General features: G+C 71.9%; 20 protein-coding genes and 1 pseudogene. 12 read left to right on the plus strand and 9 right to left on the minus strand.

Going from position 1 to position 22304, the window contains the following annotated elements; all coding sequences use genetic code 11:
- The first annotated feature begins 59 nt into the window (after positions 1-59).
- The 3 genes from ABT008_RS14750 to ABT008_RS14760 all read left to right on the plus strand — a co-directional run bounded on the left by ABT008_RS14750 (position 60) and on the right by ABT008_RS14760 (position 5466).
- Positions 60-2789, plus strand: coding sequence for a hypothetical protein (locus ABT008_RS14750; protein WP_350696670.1), 2730 nt, complete (start codon positions 60-62; stop codon positions 2787-2789).
- A gap of 2 nt (positions 2790-2791) precedes the next feature.
- Positions 2792-3181, plus strand: a complete 390-nt coding sequence (locus ABT008_RS14755) for a hypothetical protein (protein ID WP_350696671.1) — start codon at positions 2792-2794, stop codon at positions 3179-3181.
- A 95-nt stretch (positions 3182-3276) separates the two neighbouring features.
- The gene (locus ABT008_RS14760; RefSeq protein WP_350696802.1) at positions 3277-5466 is read left to right on the plus strand and encodes a transglycosylase domain-containing protein; all 2190 of its coding nucleotides are present in this window, start codon (positions 3277-3279) and stop codon (positions 5464-5466) included.
- A gap of 71 nt (positions 5467-5537) precedes the next feature.
- Here the strand turns inward: ABT008_RS14760 and ABT008_RS14765 are convergent, their stop codons facing one another.
- The 7 genes from ABT008_RS14765 to ABT008_RS14795 all read right to left on the minus strand — a co-directional run bounded on the left by ABT008_RS14765 (position 5538) and on the right by ABT008_RS14795 (position 12012).
- Complete coding sequence (locus ABT008_RS14765) at positions 5538-7379, minus strand: thiamine pyrophosphate-requiring protein (RefSeq protein ID WP_350696672.1); 1842 nt, start codon at positions 7377-7379, stop codon at positions 5538-5540.
- Between the two features lie 89 nt (positions 7380-7468).
- Positions 7469-8062, minus strand: a complete 594-nt coding sequence (locus ABT008_RS14770; RefSeq protein WP_350696674.1) for a hypothetical protein — start codon at positions 8060-8062, stop codon at positions 7469-7471.
- Positions 8063-8126: 64 nt separating this feature from the next.
- Positions 8127-8924, minus strand: coding sequence for an IclR family transcriptional regulator (locus ABT008_RS14775; protein WP_350696676.1), 798 nt, complete (start codon positions 8922-8924; stop codon positions 8127-8129).
- A 64-nt stretch (positions 8925-8988) separates the two neighbouring features.
- Complete coding sequence (locus tag ABT008_RS14780; protein WP_350696678.1) at positions 8989-9474, minus strand: RidA family protein; 486 nt, start codon at positions 9472-9474, stop codon at positions 8989-8991.
- The gene (locus tag ABT008_RS14785; RefSeq protein ID WP_350696680.1) at positions 9471-10307 is read right to left on the minus strand and encodes a creatininase family protein; all 837 of its coding nucleotides are present in this window, start codon (positions 10305-10307) and stop codon (positions 9471-9473) included. The genes ABT008_RS14780 and ABT008_RS14785 overlap by 4 nt, the downstream gene beginning before the upstream one ends.
- Entirely contained in the window at positions 10304-11353 is a 1050-nt protein-coding gene (locus ABT008_RS14790) for a pyridoxal-phosphate dependent enzyme (protein WP_350696682.1), read from the minus strand. The genes ABT008_RS14785 and ABT008_RS14790 overlap by 4 nt, the downstream gene beginning before the upstream one ends.
- Positions 11354-11355: 2 nt before the next feature.
- Positions 11356-12012, minus strand: coding sequence for an RraA family protein (locus tag ABT008_RS14795; RefSeq protein WP_161595072.1), 657 nt, complete (start codon positions 12010-12012; stop codon positions 11356-11358).
- A 226-nt stretch (positions 12013-12238) separates the two neighbouring features.
- On the opposite strand from ABT008_RS14795, the gene ABT008_RS14800 reads away from it, so the two are divergent.
- The 9 genes from ABT008_RS14800 to ABT008_RS14840 are packed head-to-tail and all read left to right on the plus strand — an operon-like array spanning position 12239 to position 21735.
- Entirely contained in the window at positions 12239-13228 is a 990-nt protein-coding gene (locus ABT008_RS14800; protein WP_350696683.1) for a Gfo/Idh/MocA family protein, read from the plus strand.
- Complete coding sequence (locus ABT008_RS14805) at positions 13225-14661, plus strand: aldehyde dehydrogenase family protein (protein WP_350696684.1); 1437 nt, start codon at positions 13225-13227, stop codon at positions 14659-14661. Before ABT008_RS14800 ends, ABT008_RS14805 begins: the two co-directional genes overlap by 4 nt.
- Positions 14662-14697: 36 nt before the next feature.
- Positions 14698-15621 (plus strand): nickel ABC transporter permease, encoded by a 924-nt coding sequence (nikB, locus tag ABT008_RS14810; RefSeq protein WP_350696686.1) that lies wholly within the window; start codon positions 14698-14700, stop codon positions 15619-15621.
- Positions 15621-16499, plus strand: coding sequence for an ABC transporter permease (locus tag ABT008_RS14815; protein ID WP_350696687.1), 879 nt, complete (start codon positions 15621-15623; stop codon positions 16497-16499). Before nikB ends, ABT008_RS14815 begins: the two co-directional genes overlap by 1 nt.
- Positions 16500-16540: 41 nt before the next feature.
- Positions 16541-18058, plus strand: coding sequence for an ABC transporter substrate-binding protein (locus ABT008_RS14820; RefSeq protein WP_350696688.1), 1518 nt, complete (start codon positions 16541-16543; stop codon positions 18056-18058).
- Between the two features lie 39 nt (positions 18059-18097).
- Positions 18098-19090, plus strand: a complete 993-nt coding sequence (locus ABT008_RS14825; RefSeq protein WP_350696690.1) for an ABC transporter ATP-binding protein — start codon at positions 18098-18100, stop codon at positions 19088-19090.
- The gene (locus ABT008_RS14830) at positions 19083-20084 is read left to right on the plus strand and encodes an ABC transporter ATP-binding protein (protein ID WP_350696692.1); all 1002 of its coding nucleotides are present in this window, start codon (positions 19083-19085) and stop codon (positions 20082-20084) included. Before ABT008_RS14825 ends, ABT008_RS14830 begins: the two co-directional genes overlap by 8 nt.
- Positions 20081-20920, plus strand: a complete 840-nt coding sequence (locus tag ABT008_RS14835) for an SDR family NAD(P)-dependent oxidoreductase (RefSeq protein ID WP_350696694.1) — start codon at positions 20081-20083, stop codon at positions 20918-20920. Before ABT008_RS14830 ends, ABT008_RS14835 begins: the two co-directional genes overlap by 4 nt.
- A complete protein-coding gene (locus ABT008_RS14840; protein WP_350696695.1) occupies positions 20920-21735 on the plus strand; it encodes an SMP-30/gluconolactonase/LRE family protein in 816 nt (271 codons plus the stop codon). Before ABT008_RS14835 ends, ABT008_RS14840 begins: the two co-directional genes overlap by 1 nt.
- Positions 21736-21777: 42 nt before the next feature.
- Here the strand turns inward: ABT008_RS14840 and ABT008_RS14845 are convergent, their stop codons facing one another.
- Positions 21778-21966, minus strand: a complete 189-nt coding sequence (locus ABT008_RS14845) for a DUF397 domain-containing protein (protein WP_350696696.1) — start codon at positions 21964-21966, stop codon at positions 21778-21780.
- A 51-nt stretch (positions 21967-22017) separates the two neighbouring features.
- Positions 22018-22245: pseudogene (locus ABT008_RS14850) on the minus strand (DNA-binding protein); the annotation flags it as partial.
- Between the last annotated feature and the right edge of the window lie 59 nt (positions 22246-22304).

The following is a 22304-nucleotide window of genomic DNA, read 5'->3' on the forward strand; positions in this document are numbered from 1 at the left end:
CGAAGTGTCCTGGTGATTGTCGGCTGACCCAGGGTGATCGGTCGGAGGGGGGCTGCGTCGTGACGGACGAACCGCCCGGTGAGTGGAAGACCGTCGAGGCACTCGGGCCGGCCCCGGACGCGTTCGAGCTGCTCGGAGCCGCCCGACTCGACCTGCTCGCGCAGGTGCCCGAGGGGCGGCGCGCGGCGTTGCAGGTCCAACCCGAGGTCACCATCGAGTTCGCCGCGGGCGCCGGTCACGCGCTCGTGGTCCAGATCGAGGCGCCCGAAGGGCCGACCAGGGTACGTCTTCCCGAGGCTGCCGTGCGCGCGGCGAGCAGTTCGGCGGCGGGGGTCGGCCCGCTGGTGCTGTTGAGCTACGCGCTGGTCGAGTGGGGTGAGCCGCTGGGGGCGTCGTGGCGGCCCAAGCGGGTCGGGCACGCGCAACTGCCCAGCCAGAGCACGCTGGACTACTACCTTCGGCTGCATCGCATCACCTCCAGCTCGATCCGGGTGGACGAGGCGCTCGACGTCGGTCACGACGTGGTGGTGATCGGCGACCACGGGTGCGGCAAGTCGGCGCTGGTGGCGAACGTCGCCGAGCAGCGCCTGGCCCGGGGCGACGGGGTGGTGTGGCTCAACCTGAGCGACCCGGCGGACGGCCCGGCATCGGTGGTGCTGGCGTTGTTGAAGCAACGGCGCAGCAGCACCGGCAACTACCTGGTGGTGTTGGAGAACCTGCACGCCAACCTGCCGGTCCGCAACGAGATGTTCGGTTGCCTGGAGCGGATGCGGTCGGATTTCGGACTCCGGCTGCAGGTGTTGGCGACGAGCTGGAAGTCGGCGGCGGCGATCCTGCGTCGGGGCGAGCCGACCAACGCGCTGCACCCGGTGCTGGCCGAGGGGCGGTTGCTGGTCAACCAGCTGCTGGTCGACAGCGACCTGAACGACACGGACCGGCAGACGGTGCGCCACCTGGCACAGGACGACGCGCACATCGCGTTGACCGCGATCGACCTGTACGACGCCACTCCCGGCGGCCGGGTGCCGACCGAGCAGGACCTGGAGGAGTACTACACCCGCAAGGTCACCGACCCGGGGCAGCAGGAGGCGCTCTACCGGCTGGCCTGCCTCGGCGTGCTGGAGTTGCAGATGGCGGTGCGCGAGGCGGGTCACCTGCGTGCGCCGTTGCAGCAGTTGCGCGACGCCGAGCTGATCTATCAGATCGACGGGGCGTACCAGATCGGGTCGCGGCGGCGGGCACGGCTGGTGATGAACCACGCCCGCAACCAGTGGAACGCCGACCGGAAGTGGCGCCGACCTGAGCGGATCGTCTGGACGCATCTGCAGCGCGGCGGTGACCGGTTGATGAAGGCGACGCTGGGGCGGCTGGACAGCCTCGTCTCACCGGACGAGGCCCGCCCGGACAGCCTGTACCTGCTGACCACCTGGGAGACGTTGATCCGGCTGGGCCGTTCGCTGAGCCGTCGTAGCGTCGACGACCCGACCTGGGGCGACAACCTGGGCGCGGCGGTCTTCGCGGCCAGCGCCCTGCACCAGCTCAACCACATCGACGCCTGGGAAGCGATTGCGGAGCGGATCCGCGACCGCTGGCGCTACGACGACCCGGAGCGTTCGCTGCCCGAGCCGGTGGACGGGCACACCGCCGACTACGCCGACTTCGTCGAGATCCAGCGGTCGATGGCCGAGGAGGACGCGCTGCTGGGGGCGATGCCGCACCTGGCCGGTCTGACCGCCGAGGGCCTTGATCACGGTCGGATGTACCGCAACTGGGTGCTGGGCCTGCTGCTGGGGTTCGAGGGGGCGGCGCCGTCCCAACACCAGGACCAGGATCGCATCGACCTGCTGGTGGAGATGGCCACCCGGGCGCAGGAGGCGGAGGGCAACTTCTATCCGGCCCGGGTGCCCTGGGTGACGGCGCGGGTGGTGCTCGGGCTGTGTCAGGCCGACCTGCGCGTGGACCATCCGGTGGTCCGGGACGCCTGCAACTGGCTGTTGCGCCAGGTGGACCAGGGTGGGCCGTTCGAGAACTGGTGGCGCAGCGGCACGGGCACCTGGAACCGCGAAGAGGCCACCACCGCGATGTGCCTGAGCGCCCTGGTCCGCGCCGGAGTGCCGATGCGCCCGGCGATGCAGGTCGCGCACACCTGGCTGATGGGGCGGGAAAGGGAGTGGACCGTGCCCGGCCGGGAGATCGACCTGTCGCAGGTGCTGGAGGCGACCCTGCTGTGCACCGAGACCGCCACCGGGACGCGGGAGCACCTGCAGACGCTGTTCCAGCGGATGCGTACCGCGATGACCGGGCCGACGCTGCTGCCGACGGCGCCGGAGGAGCGGCTGCGCATCCCGTTCGTGGCCGCCCAGCTCGCCGACACGGTCTGGCGCATCGTGCAGTTGGAGAGCCTGAAACTCTATGGCGAGGTGCTCAACCACCAGCGGACCGAACCGGCCGAACTCCGGGAGCCGGTCGTCGCGCCGGAACCGGTCACGCCGCCGGCCGGCCTGCTCCTGACCGAGCGCCACCTGCGTGCCTGGCGGCGGGGCGCCGACCAGATCGAGGGGACCATCCGGGATCGGATCGCCAAGCGGGACGGGCGGACACAGACCCCGACGATGAAGAAGGTGGTCGAACAGATGGTGGCGTACCGGACCGAACTCGGTGACCTCACCGCAGCCCTCGACGGGGTGGTGACCATGGAGGTGCTGCGGCGTCTCGACACGATGGGCCGGGAGGTCTGCGGTACGACCTGGCCGGACCTGCCCTGGCCCGACGGCTCGGCCAGGGGCTGACGATGAGCCTGCCGATACCGGCGCCGTCGACGCTGAACTTCCTGGCCGGGCTCTTCGCCGGTGCCGGCATCAACATGCTGACCTCGGTGTCGACCGGTCCGCCCGACCCGGCGATCTCCACCGCCAAGGTGGCCCTGGACTCGGCGCTCTGGGTGATCGCCGCCGGGCTCACCACCTGGGCCGCGCACCTGTTGCAGACCGCCGAACGGGAGGCCGAGCTGGAGATCGACCGGGACTTCAGCCCTGCGGAACGCAGCGAGGTACGCGAGGTGCACCTGCGCAAGGCGTTACGTGGTGCCCGGTTACCGCTGGGATTGACCCTGCTGTCCCTGGTGGGCGCGGTGCTCCTGTTGCCCGGTCTGATCAGCTGGCATCGGGTGTTCTCGGGCTGACCAGCGCAGAAACCGCTGGCAGCTGGCCGTGAATTGCCTGACAACTGGGCCGATTCGGTGGTCGGATCGTGGCATTCGCGGCAATCCTGGTGACCATGGCCACCCCTACGCCACTGTCGCGACTGTTCACCGTCCTGCTGGCCGGCGGGCTCGTCGGCCTCGTCGTGGCGGGCCTCATGCTGCCGGTGAACCTGGTGTTCGGGCTGACCGCCAAGGCGGCGCTGGGCAGCTACGCCGAACTACCGGACGTGCTGCGGACCCCGGCCACCCCGCAGCGTTCCTACCTCTACGCCAACGACGGCAAGACGCTGATCACCACGTTCTACGACGTCAACCGGGCCGATGTGACGCTGGACGAGATCACGCCGGTGATGCGGCAGGCGATCGTGGCCGCCGAGGACCGGCGCTTCTACGACCACAGCGGGGTGGACCTGCGGGGCATGGCGCGCGCTCTGGTCACCAACGTCACCGAGGGCGGCACCGAGCAGGGCGGCTCGACGTTGACCATGCAGTACGTGCGCAACGTGCTCAAGACCGACTCGACCCGGACGACCGAGGAGCGGGCCGCGGCCACCGAGCAGACCGTCGGGCGCAAGCTCCAGGAGATCCGGTACGCCAACGCGCTGGAGCAGCGCCTCGGCAAGGACGAGATCCTCAACCGCTACCTCAACATCGCGTACTTCGGTTCCGGGGCGTACGGGATCGCCGCCGCCAGTGAGCGCTACTTCTCCACGGTGCCGGCGGATCTGACCCTCGCCGAGGCGGCGCTGCTGGCCGGTCTGGTGCAGGCGCCGGAGGCGTACAGCCCGATCGACGGTGACGCCGACGCGGCGCTGGCCCGGCGCGCGTACGTGCTGGACTCCATGGTCGCGACCGGTGCGATCACCGCGGAGCAGGCCGCCGACGCCAAGGCCGAGGAGTTGCGCCTGAACCCCAGTGAGCAGGCCAACGGCTGCGCCGCCACCGCCGGTGGTCGGGACGGCTGGGGCTTCTTCTGCGACTACCTGCGCCGGTGGTGGATGGAGCAGCCGCAGTTCGGCGACACCCCCACCGAGCGTGAGCAGGCGTTGCGTCGGGGCGGCTACACGGTGGTCACCTCGCTCGACCCGGAGATCCAGGCCACCGCGCAGGAGCAGGCGACCAGCGTCTACGGGTACCGCAACCCGCGCGCCCTGCCGATCGCGGCGGTCGAGCCCGGCACCGGCCGGGTGCTCGCCATGGCGGTCAACCGTCACTACAGCCTCGCGGAGAACCCGGACGGGCAGGCCAACTACCCGAACACGGTGAACCCGCTGATCTCCGGTGGGCCCGGTGTGACCGGCTACCAGGCCGGCTCGACCTTCAAGCTGTTCACCATGCTCGCCGCGTTGGAGTCCGGCCGGACGCTGTCCACCGGGTACGACGCACCGAGCCGGCTGCCCACCCGGTACCCGGCGGAGGGGGACAGCAGCTGCGACGGCCGGTGGTGCCCGGCCAACGCCAACCCGGCTTGGATGGACGGGTACCGGATGATGTGGGACGGCTTCGGTCGCTCCGTGAACACGTACTTCGTCTGGCTGGCCGAGCAGGTCGGGCCGGACAAGGTGGTGGAGATGGCGCAGCGCCTGGGCATCACGTTCCGGGCCGAGGCGGACGCGACCTTCGCCGACCAGCGTGCCGCCGACTGGGGCGCGTTCACCCTCGGCGTGTCCGCCACCACCCCACTCGACGTGGCCAACGCGTACGCGACGGTGGCGGCGGAGGGGACGTACTGCGCGCCGCTGCCGGTGGTGTCGGTGACCGGCCCGGACGGTGCGCGGCTGCCGGTGGGTGACCCGTCCTGTCGGCAGGTGCTCGAAGCCGACGTGGCCCGGGCCGCCACCGACGCGGCCCGCTGCCCAGTGGGCCAGCAGTCCGCGTTCGGGCAGTGCAACGGCGGTACCGCCACGGCGGTGAACCGGATCCTGGAGGGGCGCCCGGTGGCCGGCAAGACCGGTAGCTCCGACGGCGCCGCCACGGAGAGCTTCGTCGCGTACACCCCGCAGGTCGCGGTCGCCGGCATCGCGGCGAACCCGGACGACCCGAACGACTCGGTCGGCGCCACCGTGCAGTCCCGGGTGATCGACGGGGTGGCCCGGATCATCGCCACTGCGGTCGACGGCGAGCCCGAGCAGGCGTTCACCGCGCCGAGCCGGGAGTTGGTGGGTACGCCGCGCCGACCGGTCGAGCGGGATCCGGTCGCCGACCGCCGCACCAGTGACGGTCCGCTGTCCGACCTGCGCCGCTGGTTCCAGGGCCGAGGCTGACCCGGATGTAAGGAAGGGTCCCCTGCTATCGCCTGGTGTATAGCAGGGGACCCTTCCTAACTAACAGCAGCTCAGCGCCGAGGGCGGTACGTGCTGACCACGCTCGGCAGGCCGCGGCGGATGATGCCCGCCCAGTCGGTGTCGCCGCGCAGCATGGCCGCGGCGGTCTTGCGGGCCTGCTCGGCGGTGAAGTGCGGCGGCATCATCAGCTCCGCCGGGTCCACCAGCGCGTTGATCACCGTCGGACGGTCGGCGCGCAACGCCCGGTCCCAGGCCTGCGGCACCTGGTCGGGGTGGTCGACGAGTTCGCCGCGCAATCCCAGCACCTCGCCCCACTGGTGGTAGGCGATGTCGGGCAGTTGCTGGCTGTCCGGGAACATCGGGGTGCCCTCGGTGGAGCGTTGCTCCCAGCTCACGAACGCCAGGTCCCGGTTGTTGAGCACCAGCACCACGAAGCGCGGGTCGGCCCAGCCGCGCCAGTACTTGGCCACGGTGATCAGTTCGTTGACGCCGTTCATCTGCATCGCGCCGTCGCCGATCAGGGCGATCAGCGGGCGGTCCGGGTGGGCGAACTTCGCCGCCAGGGCGTACGGCATCGCGCCGCCCATGGAGAGCAGGGTGCCGGAGAGGCTGGCCAGCATGCCGGGTCGGACCTGGAGGTGGCGGGCGTACCAGGCGGTGGCGGTGCCGCAGTCCACGGCGAGCATCACGTCGTCGGGCAGCCGGTCACTGAGGCTGGCGAAGAGCATCTGCGGGTTGACCGGGTCGGCCTGCTGCGCGGCCAGGTCCCGCTGGGCCTGCCGCCAGGCGGCGGTGGCACCGGCGATGGTCTGCCGCCAGCGGGTCGGTCCCGGTCCCGGCCCGAGTTCGCGCAGCAGGGCCCGCAGAGTGGGTGCGGCGTCGCCGGTCAGGTTCACCTCGGTGGGGTAGCGCAGGCCGAGCTGGGTGCCGTCACTGTCGATCTGCACCGCCCGCGCCTGCCCGGGTGCCGGATAGAACTCCGAGTACGGCATGTTGCTGCCGACGATGAGCAACCGGTCGCATTCCTTCATGAGCTGCCAGCTCGGGCGGGTGCCGAGCAGGCCGATGGCGCCGGTGACCCAGGGTTCCCGGTGGTCCACCGCGGTGAACCCGAGCAGCGCGGTGGCCACCCCGGCACCGAGCCGGTGGGCGATCTCGCGGACCTCGTTCTCGGCGCCGAGGGCGCCCTGCCCGACCAGCATGGCCACCCGCTCGCCGCTGCCCAGCACCTCGGCGGCGTGCCGGACGTCGGCCTCCGGCGGCACGGTCGGGCCGCTGCTCGGCACGCTACTGGTGTGGTAGTAACCGTGCGCGTGTGGCGGGTTCGGCACGGCGGCGAGGTCCTGCACGTCGAGCGGCAGGACCAGCGCGGTGACGGTACGCCGGGCCAGCGCGGTCCGACAGGCCCGGTCGACCAGATGCCGTACCTGGGACGGGTGGTCGAGTTGGGCGAGGAAGGCCGCCGCCACGTCCTTGTAGAGCGCGAGCAGGTCCACTTCCTGGTAGTAGCCACCGCCCTCGGCAGTGGTGGCGGTGTGTCCGACCAGCGCCACCACCGGCTGGTGGTCCAGCTTGGCGTCGTAGAGGCCGTTGAGGGCGTGGATGGCACCCGGTCCGCTGGTGACCAGCACGCAGCCGATCGGTCCGCCGCCGTACTTGACGTGGGCGGACGCGGCGAAACCGGCGGTCTCCTCGTGGCGTACCTGGACGAACTGTGCCTGCTCGTCGGTGCGTTGCAGGGCGGAGGTCATGCCGTTGATGCCGTCACCCGGGAAGCCGAAGTATCGCCGCACACCCCAGCAGGCGAGCCGCTGCACGATGTGGTCGGCGACGGTGGCGTCCCGGGGCAGTGGCCACGGGTCCGCCGGTACGAGGGTGTGGTCTGCGCTCACCTGGTCCGCCTTTCCGGTCGGGCTCACCCCTGCGAAGGGTGGGCCCGGCATTCCCCGGCTTCCCAGGACAAAACCACCGATTGCTCCGGTCAGTCGCCGGCCACGCCCGGAGGTGTGCAGCTCAGGCGTGCCTGCTCCTGCCAGTGGCTGCCCGAAAAGGCGAGCGGCTGTTCCTGCTCGCTGATCAATGCGGATTCGTCCTGCACGGCTAAGCGCACGTACAGCGGCTCCGGCCCCACGCCGAGGGCCGTGGCGCAGGGGACCAGGACTCGGACGTCGATGGCAGCGGTCCTCATCGGCCGTACTGTGCTGACCTGCGGGTTGCCACTGATGCGCAGGCCCGGCCGGTCGGAGTCGAGGACCCGTACCCGGAGCGGCACCGTTCCGGCGTTGACCACCATGAGCTGCGCGTCCAGCTCCACCCGGTCGCTGCCTCTGCTGACCACGCCGCGGCTCTGGCCCGGATGCGACACCAGCGCGGCGATCTGCGGCCTCTCCGGCTCGGGGTGGACGTCCCGCGCATCGCGTGCCCCGAGGCCGCCCACCGCCACCCCGACGGCGAAGGCCGCGAGGACGTACAGGGTCGTGCGGCGCCGGGACGGGCGACGGTCGCGGGAGACCCTGCGGGTGCCGGTCGCCGGGGGTGCCTCGTCCAGATCGATGACTCTGGAATCTCCCGTCATGCCGGCAGCCTACGGTCGTCCCCTCGCCGACGAGGACGCCGGGCGCGACGCGCGCGGCAGTGATTCAGCGTTGGCTGACGATGACCCGGGCGGGGCCGTGGTGGCCGAGGGCGACGCTCACCGCGTCGGCGGCCTCGATCACGGCGGTCGCCAGGGCCGCCTCCCGGGCGGCCAGGTTGATCGCGGACAGCGGGCCGGAGATGGACAGCGCGGCCACGATCTCGCCCGAGGCGTTGCGGATGGGCGCGGCGAGGCAGGCCCGACCGAGGGCGAGTTCCTCCTCCTCGGTCGAGTAGCCGCGTGCCCCGCTGGTGGCCAGTTCGGCGTCGAGGCGGTCGTGGTCGGTGATGGTGCGGTTGGTGAACCCGACCAGGTTCTCGCCCAGCAGGACCCGCCGCTGCGCCGGGTCGACGCCGAGCAGCAGTGCCTTGCCCAGGCCGGTGGCGTGCAACGGGATCGACTGGCCGATCAGCGAGAACGCCCGGGGTGCCGAGCGGCCCTCGAAGTTGCCCAGATAGAAGCCGTGGTCGTCGCGGCGGATCGCGAGGTTGACGCCGAGACCGTGCTCGGCGGCGAGGTTCTGGGCGGTCTGCCGGGCGGCACGATAGACGGGGGACTGGTTGAGCGCCACACCGCCGAGGGTCACCGTCTTCGGACCCAACCGGTAGAGGTTGGAGATCGGGTCGCGTTCCACTAGGCCGAGGGATTCCAGGGTGCTCAGCAGCCGGGACGCGGTGGAGACACCGAGCCCGGCCTGCCGCGCCACGTCGGTGACCCGCAACTCGGGGCGCCCGAGCAGGAAGGCGTCGAGGATCGCCACTGCTCGCAGGATGCTCTGATTCGATCCGTTGTCGGAAGTCACGTGCGTCCTCTGATATCGGGTTGCGGCATCGACACTGTAGCGGCCGGCCGGGCCAATCTCGGTTTCAGTCCTGGGTATTTCGGACCCTTATCCGGGCGGTCAGCGCCAGCGACACCGGGACGTCGAAGGGCAGCGAGGAGTGCCCCAGCGCCGACCGCGCGTGCCGCCCCCGCTCTCCGAAGACGTCCCGCAGCAGCTCCGAGGCGGTGTCGGCGACCGGGACGTGCTCGGTGAACCCGGGGGTGGCGTTGATCGCCACGGTGAGCGTCAGCAACTGCTCCACGTGGTCGAGGGAACCGGCGGCGGCGCGCAGCGTGGCGAGCAGGTTCAGCGTCGCCTGGCGTACCGCCGCCTGCCCGTCGGGCACGCTCAGTTCGGCGCCGAGCTTGCCGGTGGGCAGTGGGTGCCCCGGGCGGACCGGGCCGTGTCCGGAGAGCACGGCCAGGTCGCCGCTGACCACCACGGTGTCGTACGCCCCGGAGGCGGTCCGGGCCGGCGGGAGCGTGATGCCGAGGTCGGCGAGGCGACGCTCGGGGGAGGTGTCGCTCATCCGCGTACGCCCCAGTCCGCGCTGATCGCGGTGGCCCGCTCGGCACTGATCGCGCCTGCCGTCGGTGCCTCGGCGAGGTGCCGGATCAGCGTGACCGTGCGGTCCCGCACCGCCTCGAAGAGTTTGCGGCCCTTCTCCACGTCGTGCTTGGCCGGGTCGCCGAGTGCGCCGTTGGTGCTGAACTCGGCCAGTGACCGGGGCGTGAACCCGCCGACGGCCCGGTCCGGGATGGCCTGACCGCGCAGCAGCTCGTGCGCCGAGGGCAGCAGGGGAGCGGGACCGCCCAGTTCCTCGGTCACCACCACGTCCGGCACCAGGTGCAGCGCCAGGCTCGTCTCCACCTCGCAGGCGTGTCCGTACATCTCGGACTGGGCGATGTCCACCACCACGTCGCGGCCCATCATCGACCAGTGGACGACCGCCACGGTGTGCCCGGTGCGCTGCTTGTACTCGGTCAGGAAGGCGGGCAGGAAGGCCAGGTTCCCGCCGTGGCCGTTCATGATGACGAACCGTTCCAGGCCGTGCCGGGCCAGGCTGGCCAGGTAGTCCTCCAGCAGCGAGCAGAGGGTGCTCACCCGGGCGGTCAGCGTGCCGGGGAAGTCCATGTGGTGCGGGGAGAAGCCGACCGGGATCGGTGGTGTCATCAGGGCCGTACCGTCGGCGGCGGCGACCACCTCCTCGGCCAGCCGTTCCGCGATCCGGTAGTCGATGCCGGCCTTGAGCGCGGGGCCGTGCTGTTCGGTGGCGCCGAACGGGATGACTCCGACGGTGGCGGTGGTCAGCGCCGCGCGTACCTGGGGCCAGGTCATGTGGTGGAGTCGATAGTCGCTCATCGCGGTGCTCCTTCGTCGGTGTGCGGGACGTCGGACGGGAACGGATGCGGGGCGAAGACGTTGGGTGAGCCGCCGGTGTGCAGGAACAGCCACGAACCCGGTCGGTCGTCGGCGAGCAGTGCCGCCATCGCCTTGCTGTTGTAGGTGAGGTCGAGGAACGCGCCGCTGGCCCGCGCGGTGGCCCGTTGCGCGGCGACGGCCGCCTCGGTGGGCACCCCGTGGCCGCCCCCGAGTTGGCCGTCGGTGACCTCCAGGGACACCTCGTCGAGCAGGGCTGCGGGCAGCCCGACCCGGTCGAGCGCGGCGGCCGCCCGGTCGCGGACCAGTGCCCGGAGTTGGGCCGCCGGGGCGAGGGCGGAGGCGACCACCAGACCGACGGTGGCGCGGCGGGCGGCCAGCGCGGCCAGGACGCCGCCGGCGGTGTTGCCGGCACCGCCGGCGAGCATGATCCGGTCCGGTGGTCGGTCGGCGAGGGTGTCGGCGAGTTCGTCGACGGCGGTGGTGGTCGCCAGCGCGCAGAGGGTGCTTCCGGGTGCGGTGCGGACGTCGACGACGGCCGTCGTCGACCCGTTCGCCCGGGCCTCGTCGGCGATGGCGGTCATGGTCTCGGCCTGGACGGGATCGAACGCGTCGGTGGTCCGCACCCAGTGCAGCCGGGCGCCGGTGAGCTCGTAGAGCACCTGGTTGCGGCTGGGTTCGGCCGGTGGTTCGCCGCGCAGCACGAGATGGACGTCGAGGCCGGCGGCGCGGGCGGCGGCGGCCACCACCCGGCAGAGGTTGGAGTGTGGTCCGGCCGAGGTGACGACGGTGTCGGCGCCGGCCTCGCGGGCCTGGCCGAGCAGGACGTCGACCTGGCGGACCTTGTTGCCGCCGAAGGCGAACCCGCCGTGCTCCTCGGCGATGACGACGGGGTTGCCGGCCGGGTGCAGGGTGGGCGCCGGCCAGCAGGTGACCGGCCAGCGGTGGATCCCGACGCGGGGCAGGGCCCGCACGGTGTCGGTCAGCCGGGGGTCCGGGTGGCCCCAGGACGGTGCGCTGCCGCCCATGGTCAGAACCGTTCGTACTGCTGGTAGAGGGCGCCGACCGATTCGCCGGCGCGGACCCGCTGCCGGATCTCCGTCTCGGTGCGGACCGTCGCCTCGGCCTCGACGAGCACGTCCATCGCGATGGCGCGGGGCACGACGACCACTCCGTCGCTGTCGCCGACGATGATGTCGCCCGGGTGCACCGGGACGCCGCCGCAGACCACCGGGGACTGCATGTCGACGACGTTCCAGCGGCCCTTGGCGTCGCGGGCGCTGCGGAACCGGTTGAAGACCGGGAACTTCAGGGGCAGGATCGCGCCGGTGTCGCGGACACCGCCGTCGATGACGGCGCCGACCGCGCCGCGCGCCATGGCGCCGTTGGTGAGCAGCTCGCCCCAGTGGCCGACCGTTCGGTCACCGGCGCAGTCGAAGACCGCGACCTCGCCTGCGGAGAGCTCGTCGATCATTCGGGCGCCCAGGCGTACGGAACGGTCGGTGCTTCGTTCGGGGCGGCCCAGCGCGGTGAAGGCCACGCCCGCCACCGCCATGTCGGTGGTCAGCGGCAGCACATCGGTCATCACCTGGTGCCACAGGCCGGCATCGTCCAGCGCGTCGGCGATCGCCGCCACGTAGAGCTTGCCGAAACGGCGGCAGATCTCCTCGACCGGCGGGGTTTCCATCGAACTCCATTCATAGATTGGAACGTGGTTGCACGGACAGTACATGACGTTCCATTCTCAGAACATCCCTTGCAGCCTGTGGAATGGGCTGGTAGGAATCCCTGCAACAGGTTGCGCTGGCTGCATCCGAGTCGACCGAACCGTGTGCCGACACATCCGGTAGCCGCCGAGAACCGACCGTCGTCGGGCTGATCGGCCCGCCGGGACCGCGAGAAACGGAGAGACGATGCTGAGAGCGGCAGTCGTGGGGATGGGCTGGATGGGTCAGCTCCACGCCGGGATCTACCACCAGCACCCACGGGTCGACCTGGTCGGTCTGGTCGAGCCGGATCCCGCTGCGGAACAGCCGCTCCGCGACCGGTTCGGCGTACCGGTGCACCGCGACATCGCCGAACTGCTCGACCGGGTCGACGTGGTCAGCGTCTGCACCCCGGACCACCTGCACCCGCAGACCACCATCCCGTTCCTGCGGGCCGGGGTGCGGGTGCTGGTCGAGAAGCCGCTGGCCACCAGCTCCGCCGACGCGCAGCAGATCCTCGACGCCCGACCCGACCCGCACGCCCTCTCGGTCGGCCACATCCTGCGCTTCGACCCCCGGGTGATCCGCGCCCGCGAGCTGGTCCGCTCCGGCGAGCTCGGTCCCCTGTGGCACGTCGACGTCTGGCGCGACACCACCCGCGCGGTGGCCGTACGACCCTCCGAACGCACCAGCGTCGCGTGGTTCCTCGGCATCCACGACGCCGACCTGGTCCGCTTCGTCACCGGGCTGACCGCGGTCCGGGTCTCCGCCCTCGGCCGGGCCGTTCTCTCCGCCCACGCCGACGCCGTCTACGCCACCGTCCGCTACGAGGACGACGTGATCGGCTCGATGGAGAACAACTGGACCCTGCCCGACGGGCGACCCAACCGGGCGCTGGCCGGATTGCGGGTGGTCGGCGAACGCGGCTCCGTCGAGATCGACCTCGGGCACGTCGACCTGCTGCACGCCACCGCCGACGGCGCGGTCAACGGCGACACCCGCAACTGGCCCAGCCGCGCCGCCACCGGCGTGTCGAACATCCGGACCGAGGTGGAGGAGTTCGTCCGGGCCGCCGAGGAGGGCGCACCGGCGCCGGTGCCCGGCGAGGAGGGCCTCGCCGCCGTCCGGGTGGTCGAGATGATCCACGCCTCGCTGGCCGCCGACGGTGCACCGATCGGTGCCGGAGACACCTGGTGAGCGCCGACGTCCGATCCTGGCTCGGCGGCCGGTACACCGACCCGGCCGCCGCGCGCTACCAGGTGCGCAGCCCGGTCGACGGCGAGGTCGTGGCCGAGGTGCACCGCGCCGGACCGGACACGGTGGACGAGGCCGTCCGGGCCGCGTCGGCGGCGGTCGTCGCCGACCGGCGCAGCAGCCCGTACGCGCGGCGCGACCGCTGCCTGGCCGTGGCCGACCGGCTGACCGCCCGACGCGAGGAGATCGCCGCCCTGGTCACCGCCGAGACCGGGCGGACCTACCAGGGCACGCTGGCCGAGGTGGGCAAGGCCGCCGAGGGCTTCCGGCTGGCCGGCGAGGAGGCGGTCCGGCTGTCCGGGCGTACGCCACCGGTCGCCGCCACCGACAAGCTGGTGACCACCCGCTGGCGGCCGACCGGGGTGTGGGCCGTGGTCACCCCCTGGAACTTCCCGGTGAACATCCCGGTCGAGTACCTCGGCCCCCTGGTGGCCACCGGCAACGCCGCCGTCTGGAAACCGGCACCGACCACGGTGGCCTCGGCCGACCTGGTGCTGCGGTGCATGGTCGAGGCGGGCCTGCCCGAGGGGCAGGTGACCCTGGTCGCCACGGACGACACGACCGTGGCCGAGTACCTGGTGGGCCACCCGCAGGTGGTGGGGGTCGGGCTGACCGGCAGCACCGCCACCGGCACGGCGGTGGGCCGGCGGGCCGCCGGCAAGCGGCTCCTGCTCGAACTGGGCGGCAACGGCCCGATCATCGTCTTCGCCGACGCCGACCTGGCGCACGCCGCCGACGCCATCGCCGTCTCCTGCTTCACCGCATCGGGCCAGATCTGCAGTGCCGGCGGCCGGGTGCTGGCCGACGCGCGGATCGCCGGTCCGCTGGCCGAGGCGGTCGCCGCGCGCGCCGGGGACTACCCGACCGGCGACCCGTACCAACCCGCCACCGTGCTCGGACCGGTCCACCTGGCCGCGCTGGCCACCCGATTCGAGGAGCAGGTCGGCGCGGCCGCCGGCGACGGCGCCCGGGTGCTCACCGGCGGCCGGCACCTGTCCGGCTTCCCCACCGGGCAGTACCTGCCGGCCACCGTGGTCGGCGACGTCGCGGTGGACGCGGCACTGAGCCGCCAGGAGTCCTTCGCGCCGGTCGCCCCGATCGTCCCGCTGCCCGCGTCGGAACTGGTCACCGAGGCCAACCGGAGCGGGTACGGGTTGTCCACCGCCGTCTTCACCGCCGACCTGGGTCGGGCCCTGGACGCCCTCGACGACCTGGAGTTCGGCAGCGTCGTCGTCAACGACCGCTCCACCTACTGGGAGCTGCACCTGCCCTTCGGCGGCTGGGAGGGCAAGGACTCCGGGACCGGCCGGGTGGGTGTCCCGGCCGTCGTCCGCGCCGTCTGCCAGCAGCAGACCCTCTCCCTGTCCCGCCCGTGACCCCGCCCAGCGGCAGAACCGGAAGGTGGTGACCCTTTGATCAACTACACGATCCGGAGACTCCTGCTCGCCGTGGTCATCCTGTGGGGCGCGCTCACCCTGGTCTTCGCGGTGGTCCGGCTGGTGCCCGGTGACCCGGTCAGCGTCATCCTCGGCCCCGACGCCACCGCCGAGGAGGTCGCCGACGCCCGCCGGGAACTCGGCCTGGAACGCAACGTCGTGATCCAGTACGCCACCTTCCTCGGCCGGGTGACCCAACTCGACTTCGGACAGTCGTTCCGGCACAACCGGGACGCCTTCGAGATGGTCATCGAACGGCTGCCCGCCACCGTCACCCTGGCGCTGACCGCGATCTGCATCGCGCTGGTGGCCAGCTTCCTGCTCGGCATCGCCGCGGCGCTGCGTCCGCGCGGCCTCGCCGACCGGGCCATCTCGGTGCTGTCGCTGATCGGCCAGTCGCTGCCCAGCTTCTGGGTCGGCATCATCCTGCTGCTGATCTTCGCCCGGCAGCTCGGGTGGCTGCCCAGCGCCGGCAACAGCACGCCGCAACACCTGATCCTACCGGCGGTCACGCTGGCGCTTCCCTTCACCAGCATCCTGGTCCGGCTGATCCGCTCCGGGCTGCTGGAGGTCCTCGGCGAGGGCTACATCCAGACCGCCCGCTCCAAGGGCCTGCGCGAGAGCGTGGTGCTCTTCCGGCATGCCCTGCGCAACATGTTGATCCCGGTGGTCACCGTCGCCGGGCTGCAACTCGGGGCACTGCTCGGCGGCACGGTCGTGGTCGAGGAAGTGTTCTCCTGGCCCGGCCTGGGACGGCTGCTCGTGGACGCGATCGGCAACCGGGACTACACCGTGATCCAGGCCGCCATCGCCTTCGTCACCACCGCGTTCGTCCTGGTGAACCTGGTCGTGGACCTGCTCTACGCGTACATCGATCCTCGCGTGCGGGTGGTGAACTGATGGCTGACGCAACCTCGACCACGGCGCTGCGGACCCGGTCCCGGCGTCGCCCTGCGCCCCTGTTGTTCTGGTCCTGCCTGGGCATCATCGGCCTGGCCGTGCTGGCCGGCGTGATCGGCCCCTGGCTGGTGCCGTTCGACGTGACCGAGACCAACCTCGCCGACCGGCTGCAACCGCCGGGTGCCGTGCTCTCCGACGGCTCCCGTGCCTGGTTCGGCACCGACGACGTCGGACGCGGCATGCTCAGCCAGATCTTCATCGGCGCCCGGGTCTCGCTGCTGGTGGGGGTGGCGACCCTGCTGATCTCCGGCTTGTTCGGCACCGTGGTCGGCATCGTCGCCGGCTTCGTCGGCGGATGGGTGGACGGCCTGCTCATGCGGCTGGCCGACATCCAGCTCGCCTTCCCCTCCATCCTGTTGGCCATCCTGATCGCGGCCCTGCTCGGGCCCAGCCTGGTCAACGTCATCGCGGTGCTGGCGGTGACCATCTGGGTGATCTTCGCCCGGGTGGCCCGGGCGCAGACCATGGCCGTACGCAACCGCGAGTACGTCGACGCCAGCCGGGTGCTCGGCGCCCGGCCGCTCTTCCTGATCTGGCGGTGCATCCTGCCCGCCTGTGCCGCGCCGCTGCTGGTGGTCGCCACCGTGGAACTCGGGATGGTGATCATCACCGAGGCCGCTCTGAGCTTCCTCGGGCTCGGCACTCCGACCGCGACCCCGAGTTGGGGGCTGACCATCGCCAACGGCCGCGGCTACGTGGCCGACGCGTGGTGGATCTCCACTCTGCCCGGTGTCGCGCTCTCCCTGCTCGTCGTCGCCTGCGGGGTGGTCGGCGACGAACTCCGCGACCGGCTCGATCCACACCTGAAGCACCGGTGAGGTCGCGGCCGACCCTTCACGAGCGAACGATGGAGGAGACAATGACATGGATAAGCAGAGCACGTCGGCCCCTGGTGGCCGGCCTGCTCGCGATGACCCTCGTCGGTGTCGGCGCCGCCTGCGGCGGCGGTTCCGGTGACGGCGACCAGGACCAGACGCTGCGGGTCGGGGTGCCGATCCGGATGCTCTCGGTCGACCCGCACGGCACCGCCATCTCCGACCGCAGCACCCTGACCCTGGCCCTGCACCTGTTCGACCCGCTGGTCGCCAGCGACGGCGGCGAGATCACCGGCCGGCTCGCCGAGAGCTGGGAGAACGTCAACGACACCACCACCCGGTTCACCCTGCGTCAGGGCGTGACCTTCCACGACGGGTCGCCGCTGACCAGCGCCGACGTCAAGGCGTCGCTGGACCGGCTCTTCGCGGCGAGCACCGCCCTGGCACCACTGTTCGCCACCATCGAGGAGGTCAAGGCCCCCGACGAGCAGACCGTCGAGGTCATCACCAGCCGGGCCACCGGCTCGCTGCTGACCAACCTCTCGATGGCCTACATCGGCAGCAAGGCCCAGATCGAGTCGGGCGAGATCGAGAGCCGCCCGGTCGGCACCGGCGCGTTCAAGCTGGAGGACTTCCGCTCCGGCGAGCGGGCCCACATGGTCGCCAACGAGTCGTACTGGGACGGCGCGCCCAAGTACGAGCGGTTGGAGTTCCAGGAGATCTCCGAGGACGCCGCCCGGCTCACCGCGCTGCGCACCGGCGAGATCGACGTGACGTACTCGCTGCCGCCGGACCAGCTCAGCCAGGTACGCGGATTCGACGAGGTCACCGTGGAGAGCGGACCGAGCGCCACGTTCTATGTGATCTGGCTGAACAACGCCCGCAAGCCGTTGGACGACCCGAAGGTCCGGCAGGCGTTGTGGCACGCGGTCGACTTCTCCTCCATCCAGGAGAACCTGTTCGGCGAGAGCGCCGTGCTGGCCCAGGCGCCGGTGCCGCAGCCGGTGTTCGGCGCGGCGCAGCTGCCCGGCTACACCTACGACCCGCAGCGGGCCCGGCAACTGCTGGCGGAGGCGGGCTACCCGAACGGCTTCAGCACCAGCATCCAGTGGAGCGCGAACTGCTGCGCCAACATCCGCCCGCTGGTCCAGTCGATCCTCAGCGCCTGGAAGGAGGTCGGCGTGAACGTGGAGATGCAGGAGAAGGAAGCCGGGCAGTGGCTCGACGACCTGCTGGCCCTCGACTGGGACATGAACATCCAGGACGGCGTCGTGGTCACCCAGGACGCGGAGTTCGTCCTCGGCCGCCTCTACACCTGCGCCGCCAAGCGACTCGGCTACTGCAACGAGGAGTACGACCGGGTGATCGCCGACGCCTCGGAGGAACTCGACCCGCAGGAGCGGCAACGCAAGCTCCAGCGGGCCCAGGAGATCCTCTGGGCCGACGCTCCCGGCGCCTGGCCGTTCGAACTGACCGCCTCGGCCGCCTGGCGCGACCGGGTCAGCGGCTTCGGTCCGCCGCCGACCAACGTGCCCGACTTCCGTGGTGTCTCGCTGAACTGACCGCACCGGTCGGGTGCACCGGCCGACGAGGAGGACCTGATGTCCCTGCTGTCCCTGCATGACGTCGTCGTCGAGTTCGACTCCCGGGTGGGACCGGTGCGGGCTCTGGACGGGGTCAGCCTGGACGTCGCCGAGGGGGAGACCCTCGCCCTGCTGGGCGAGTCCGGCAGCGGCAAGAGCGTCACCGCGCAGGCCATCCTCGGCCTGCTGCCCCGGCCCGCCGGCCGGATCGCCGCAGGCCGGATCACCTTCGACGGTACGGAGCTGACCACGGCCTCGGCACGGCGGATGCGCGCCGTACGCGGTGGCGAGATCAGCATGGTCTTCCAGGATCCGCTCTCCTCGCTCAACCCGGTGCACCCGATCGGTCGGCAGATCGGCGAGACGCTGCGGGTGCACCGGGGCCTGTCCAAGGCCAAGGCCCGCGCGGAGGCGCTCGATCTGATGCGCCGGGTCGGCATCCCCGACCCGGCGCGCCGGATCGACGACTACCCGCACCAGCTCTCTGGCGGAATGCGCCAACGCATCATGATCGCCATCGCGATCGCCCTGCGCCCACGCCTGATCATCGCCGACGAGCCGACCACCGCGCTCGACGTCACCGTTCAGGCGCAGATCCTGCAACTGCTCGCCGACCTGCAACGCGACTACCGGATGGCACTCATCCTGATCAGCCACGACCTCGGCGTGGTGGCCGCGCACGCCAGCCGCATCGCGGTCATGTACGCCGGGCGCATCGTCGAGACCGGCGCGCTACGCGAGGTGTACGAGAACCCGGCCCACCCGTACACCCGCAGCCTGCTCCAGTCGGTGCCGACGCTCACCGCGCCCACCGCGCGGCTCACCCCGATCCCGGGTGCGCCGCCGTCGCCGGAGGCCCTGCCACCCGGCTGCCCGTTCCATCCCCGGTGCGCGTGGCGGGTCGACCTGTGCACGGAGCAGCGGCCCACGCTGGAGCTGCTGCCCACCGCCGTCGGCCCGGGACGCGCCGCGGCCTGCCACCGTTCCGAGGAGGTACGCGACGATGCCTGACCCCACCGAGCCGGCCCTGTTGGAGGTCGAGGACCTGCGGGTGCACTACCCGATCCGGTCCAGCGTGCTGCGTCGCACGGTCGGTCACGTCCGCGCCGTCGACGGCGTCTCCTTCCGGATCGGGGCCGGCGAGACGCTGGCGCTGGTCGGCGAGTCGGGCTGCGGCAAGACCTCCACGGCCCGCGCCCTGATCGGTCTGGAACGCGCCACCGGAGGCACCATCCGCTTCGACGGCCGGGACCTGACCCGCCTCAGCGCGGCCGAGCGTCGCCAACTCACCCGCCGGGTGCAGTACGTCTTCCAGGACCCGTACGCCTCGTTGAACCCACGGCTGACCGTCCGGGAGATCCTCCGCGAGGGCTGGTTGATCCACCGTGACCTGGTGCCGCGCCGCGACCAGGCCGACGAGGTGGTCCGGTTGCTCGAACAGGTGGGGCTGACCGCCGCACACGCCGACCGGTACCCGCACCAGTTCTCCGGCGGTCAGCGGCAACGCATCGGCATCGCCCGGGCGCTGTCGATGCGGCCCGCCTTGATCATCTGTGACGAGCCGGTCTCCGCGCTGGACGTGTCGATCCAGGCGCAGATCCTCAACCTGCTCGCCGACCTGCGTGCCGAGATGGGACTGTCCTACCTGTTCATCTCGCACGACCTGCACGTGGTACGCCACGTCAGCGACCAGGTCGCGGTGATGTACCTCGGCACCGTCGTCGAGCAGGGGCCGGCACGCGAGGTCTTCGAGTCGCCGACCCACCCGTACACCCAGGCGCTGCTCTCCGCAGCGCCCGACCCGTTCCCGTGGCGGCAGCAGGGCCCTGAGCCGATCGTGCTCGCCGGGGACCTGCCCTCCCCGGCGGACCCGCCGTCGGGCTGCCCGTTCCGCACCCGCTGTTGGCTGGCCCGACCGGAGTGCGCCGAGCACCGGCCGCCGCTGGTGGGGGAGCGACACCAGTGGGCCTGCCCGGTCGTGTCCGCCCCGGCGGTCTCCCGATGAGCAGACGGGTCCTGGTCACCGGTGCCGCCGGGGCGATCGGCGGCGAACTGGTCGCCGCTTTCCTGGCCCGAGGTTGGCGGGTCGCCGGGCTGGACCGGCGACCGCCCGAGCCCTCGACCACCGCCGGACCGGCCCGGCGGCGAACCGAGCATCCGGCCGCTGCGGCGCTGGACACCCCGCCCACCGCCGGGCTGACCTGGCTGTCCGCTGACGTGACCGACGCGGCGGCCGTCGAGGCCGCCGTCGAGCGGCTCCACGCCGACTGGGGTGGACTCGACGTGCTGGTCAACAACGCCGCCGTCGGTCCGCCCCGGGCGCCGGTGGGCCGGGAGACGGCCGCGCACCTGCGCACCGTGCTGGAGGTGAACCTCGTCGCCCCACTCGCCCTGGTCCAGGCCACGCTGCCGCTGCTCACCGCCGGGGACGCGCCCGCCGTCGTGCAGCTCTCCTCGATCGGCGGGTCCCGGGCGTTCCGGGGCAACGCCGCGTACGTGGCCAGCAAGGGCGGCCTCGAGGCGATGACCCGCGCCCTGGCGCTGGACCTGGCCGGACGCGGCATCCGGGTCAACGCGGTCGCCCCGGCGATGGTGCGTACCCCGGGTTGGGACGACGCCGGCCCGGAGGAGGTCGCCCGGCGTGCCGGCCTCGTCCCCCTCGGTCGCGCGGGCACCCTCGCGGAGGTCGCCGCCGCGGTGAGTTTCCTCGCCGGACCGGAGTCCGGCTACATCACCGGGGTGGTGCTGCCGGTCGACGGTGGCCTGGGCGTTCAGGCGTACAGCCCGGTGGAGGAACCCGGGGTCGCCGCCACGTTCGGACCGTCCGGCGGGGACGCCTGATGCGGATCGCCACGCTGGCCCGGATGCTGCCGCACCCGGAGACGGTCTGCGTCGGCGCGGACGGGCACCTCTACGCCGGACTCGCCCTCGGCAGCCCGCAGGAGTGCGGCCCGATCGTCCGGATCGACCCCGACGACGGCTCCGCGCAGTGGTTCGCCGACACCGGCGGACGGGTCCTCGGGCTCGCCCGCGCCGGGGACGGCCTCGTCGGATGCGACGTGACCCGGGCGGAACTGGTCCGGCTCTCCTCCGACGGCACGGTCACCGCCCGCATCGGCACCGCCGACGGCCGGCGGCTGCTCCGCCCGAACGGCTGCGTCGTCGACGCCGCCGGAGGCGTCTGGTTCACCGACTCCGGCACCGCCACGGCCGGCGAAGCGACCGGCTCGGTCTGCTACGCGGCACCGGGGCAGACCGACACCTGCCGGGTGGCCGCCGCCGACCTGGTCTATCCCAACGGCATCGGGATCAGCCCCGACGGCACGATCCTGTACGTCTCCCTGACCCGGGACAACACCCTGCTCGCCTTCGACGTGTCGGCTCCCGGTCGGCTCTCCGGCCGCCGGACGGTCGCCACCGGTGGCGCGCTGGCCGACGGGCCGGACGGGCTCACCGTCGCCCCCGACGGGACCTGCTACCTGGCCGTCACCCGGGGCTCCCGGGTCGTCCGGATCACTCCCGACGGCCAGGTCGACACGGTGATCGAGGCACCCGACCTGCTGCGGATGCCGTCCCACGCGGCGCTGCACGGTAACCGGCTGCTGGTGCCCTCGCTGTTCGGCGACACCGTCACCGCAGTCGACCTAGACGCATAACGAGTCACCGCAGCCGGGGTTGCATGGCGGGCTGGCGGTGGCTCAGTGGCGCTTGGCGGAGGCGACGAACGACCGCCAGGCGGTGGGGTCGAAGGCGAGTACCGGACCGGTGAGGTCCTTGCTGTCGCGCACGGCGACCACACCGGTCAGGTTGTCGGCGACCTCGATGCATTCGCCGCCGCTGGTGCCGCTGCGGGTGGACTTCCGCCAACGCGCGTTACTGAGGTCCATGCTGGCTCTCAACTTCCTTGATCAGGGCGACCGAGAGGGTAGAACTACGCCCGAGCGGTGCTGCGCTTCGGTCTGGAAGAGACCGGGAATCAGCGTCGGATTGAAATATCGCAGTTGCGTCGCCGCGCGTTCGGCCTTCAGCCAGGGCATGAACCACTCGGGCTGGGCGTCACGTTGGGCCGTGTGGAGCAGTGACTCGAAGAGGCCGCCGGTCTCCAGGATCTCGTCCGCGCGGCGGGCGTAGGGCAGGTCGACCGGGCGGGTGCCGGTCTCGACAGCGTCGCCGAGTACGACGACAACCTCGCCGGGCTCTCCATCTACCTGGCCGGCCTGATGTA

This window comes from Micromonospora sp. NPDC002389 (assembly GCF_040296095.1).
GTDB lineage: Bacteria > Actinomycetota > Actinomycetes > Mycobacteriales > Micromonosporaceae > Micromonospora.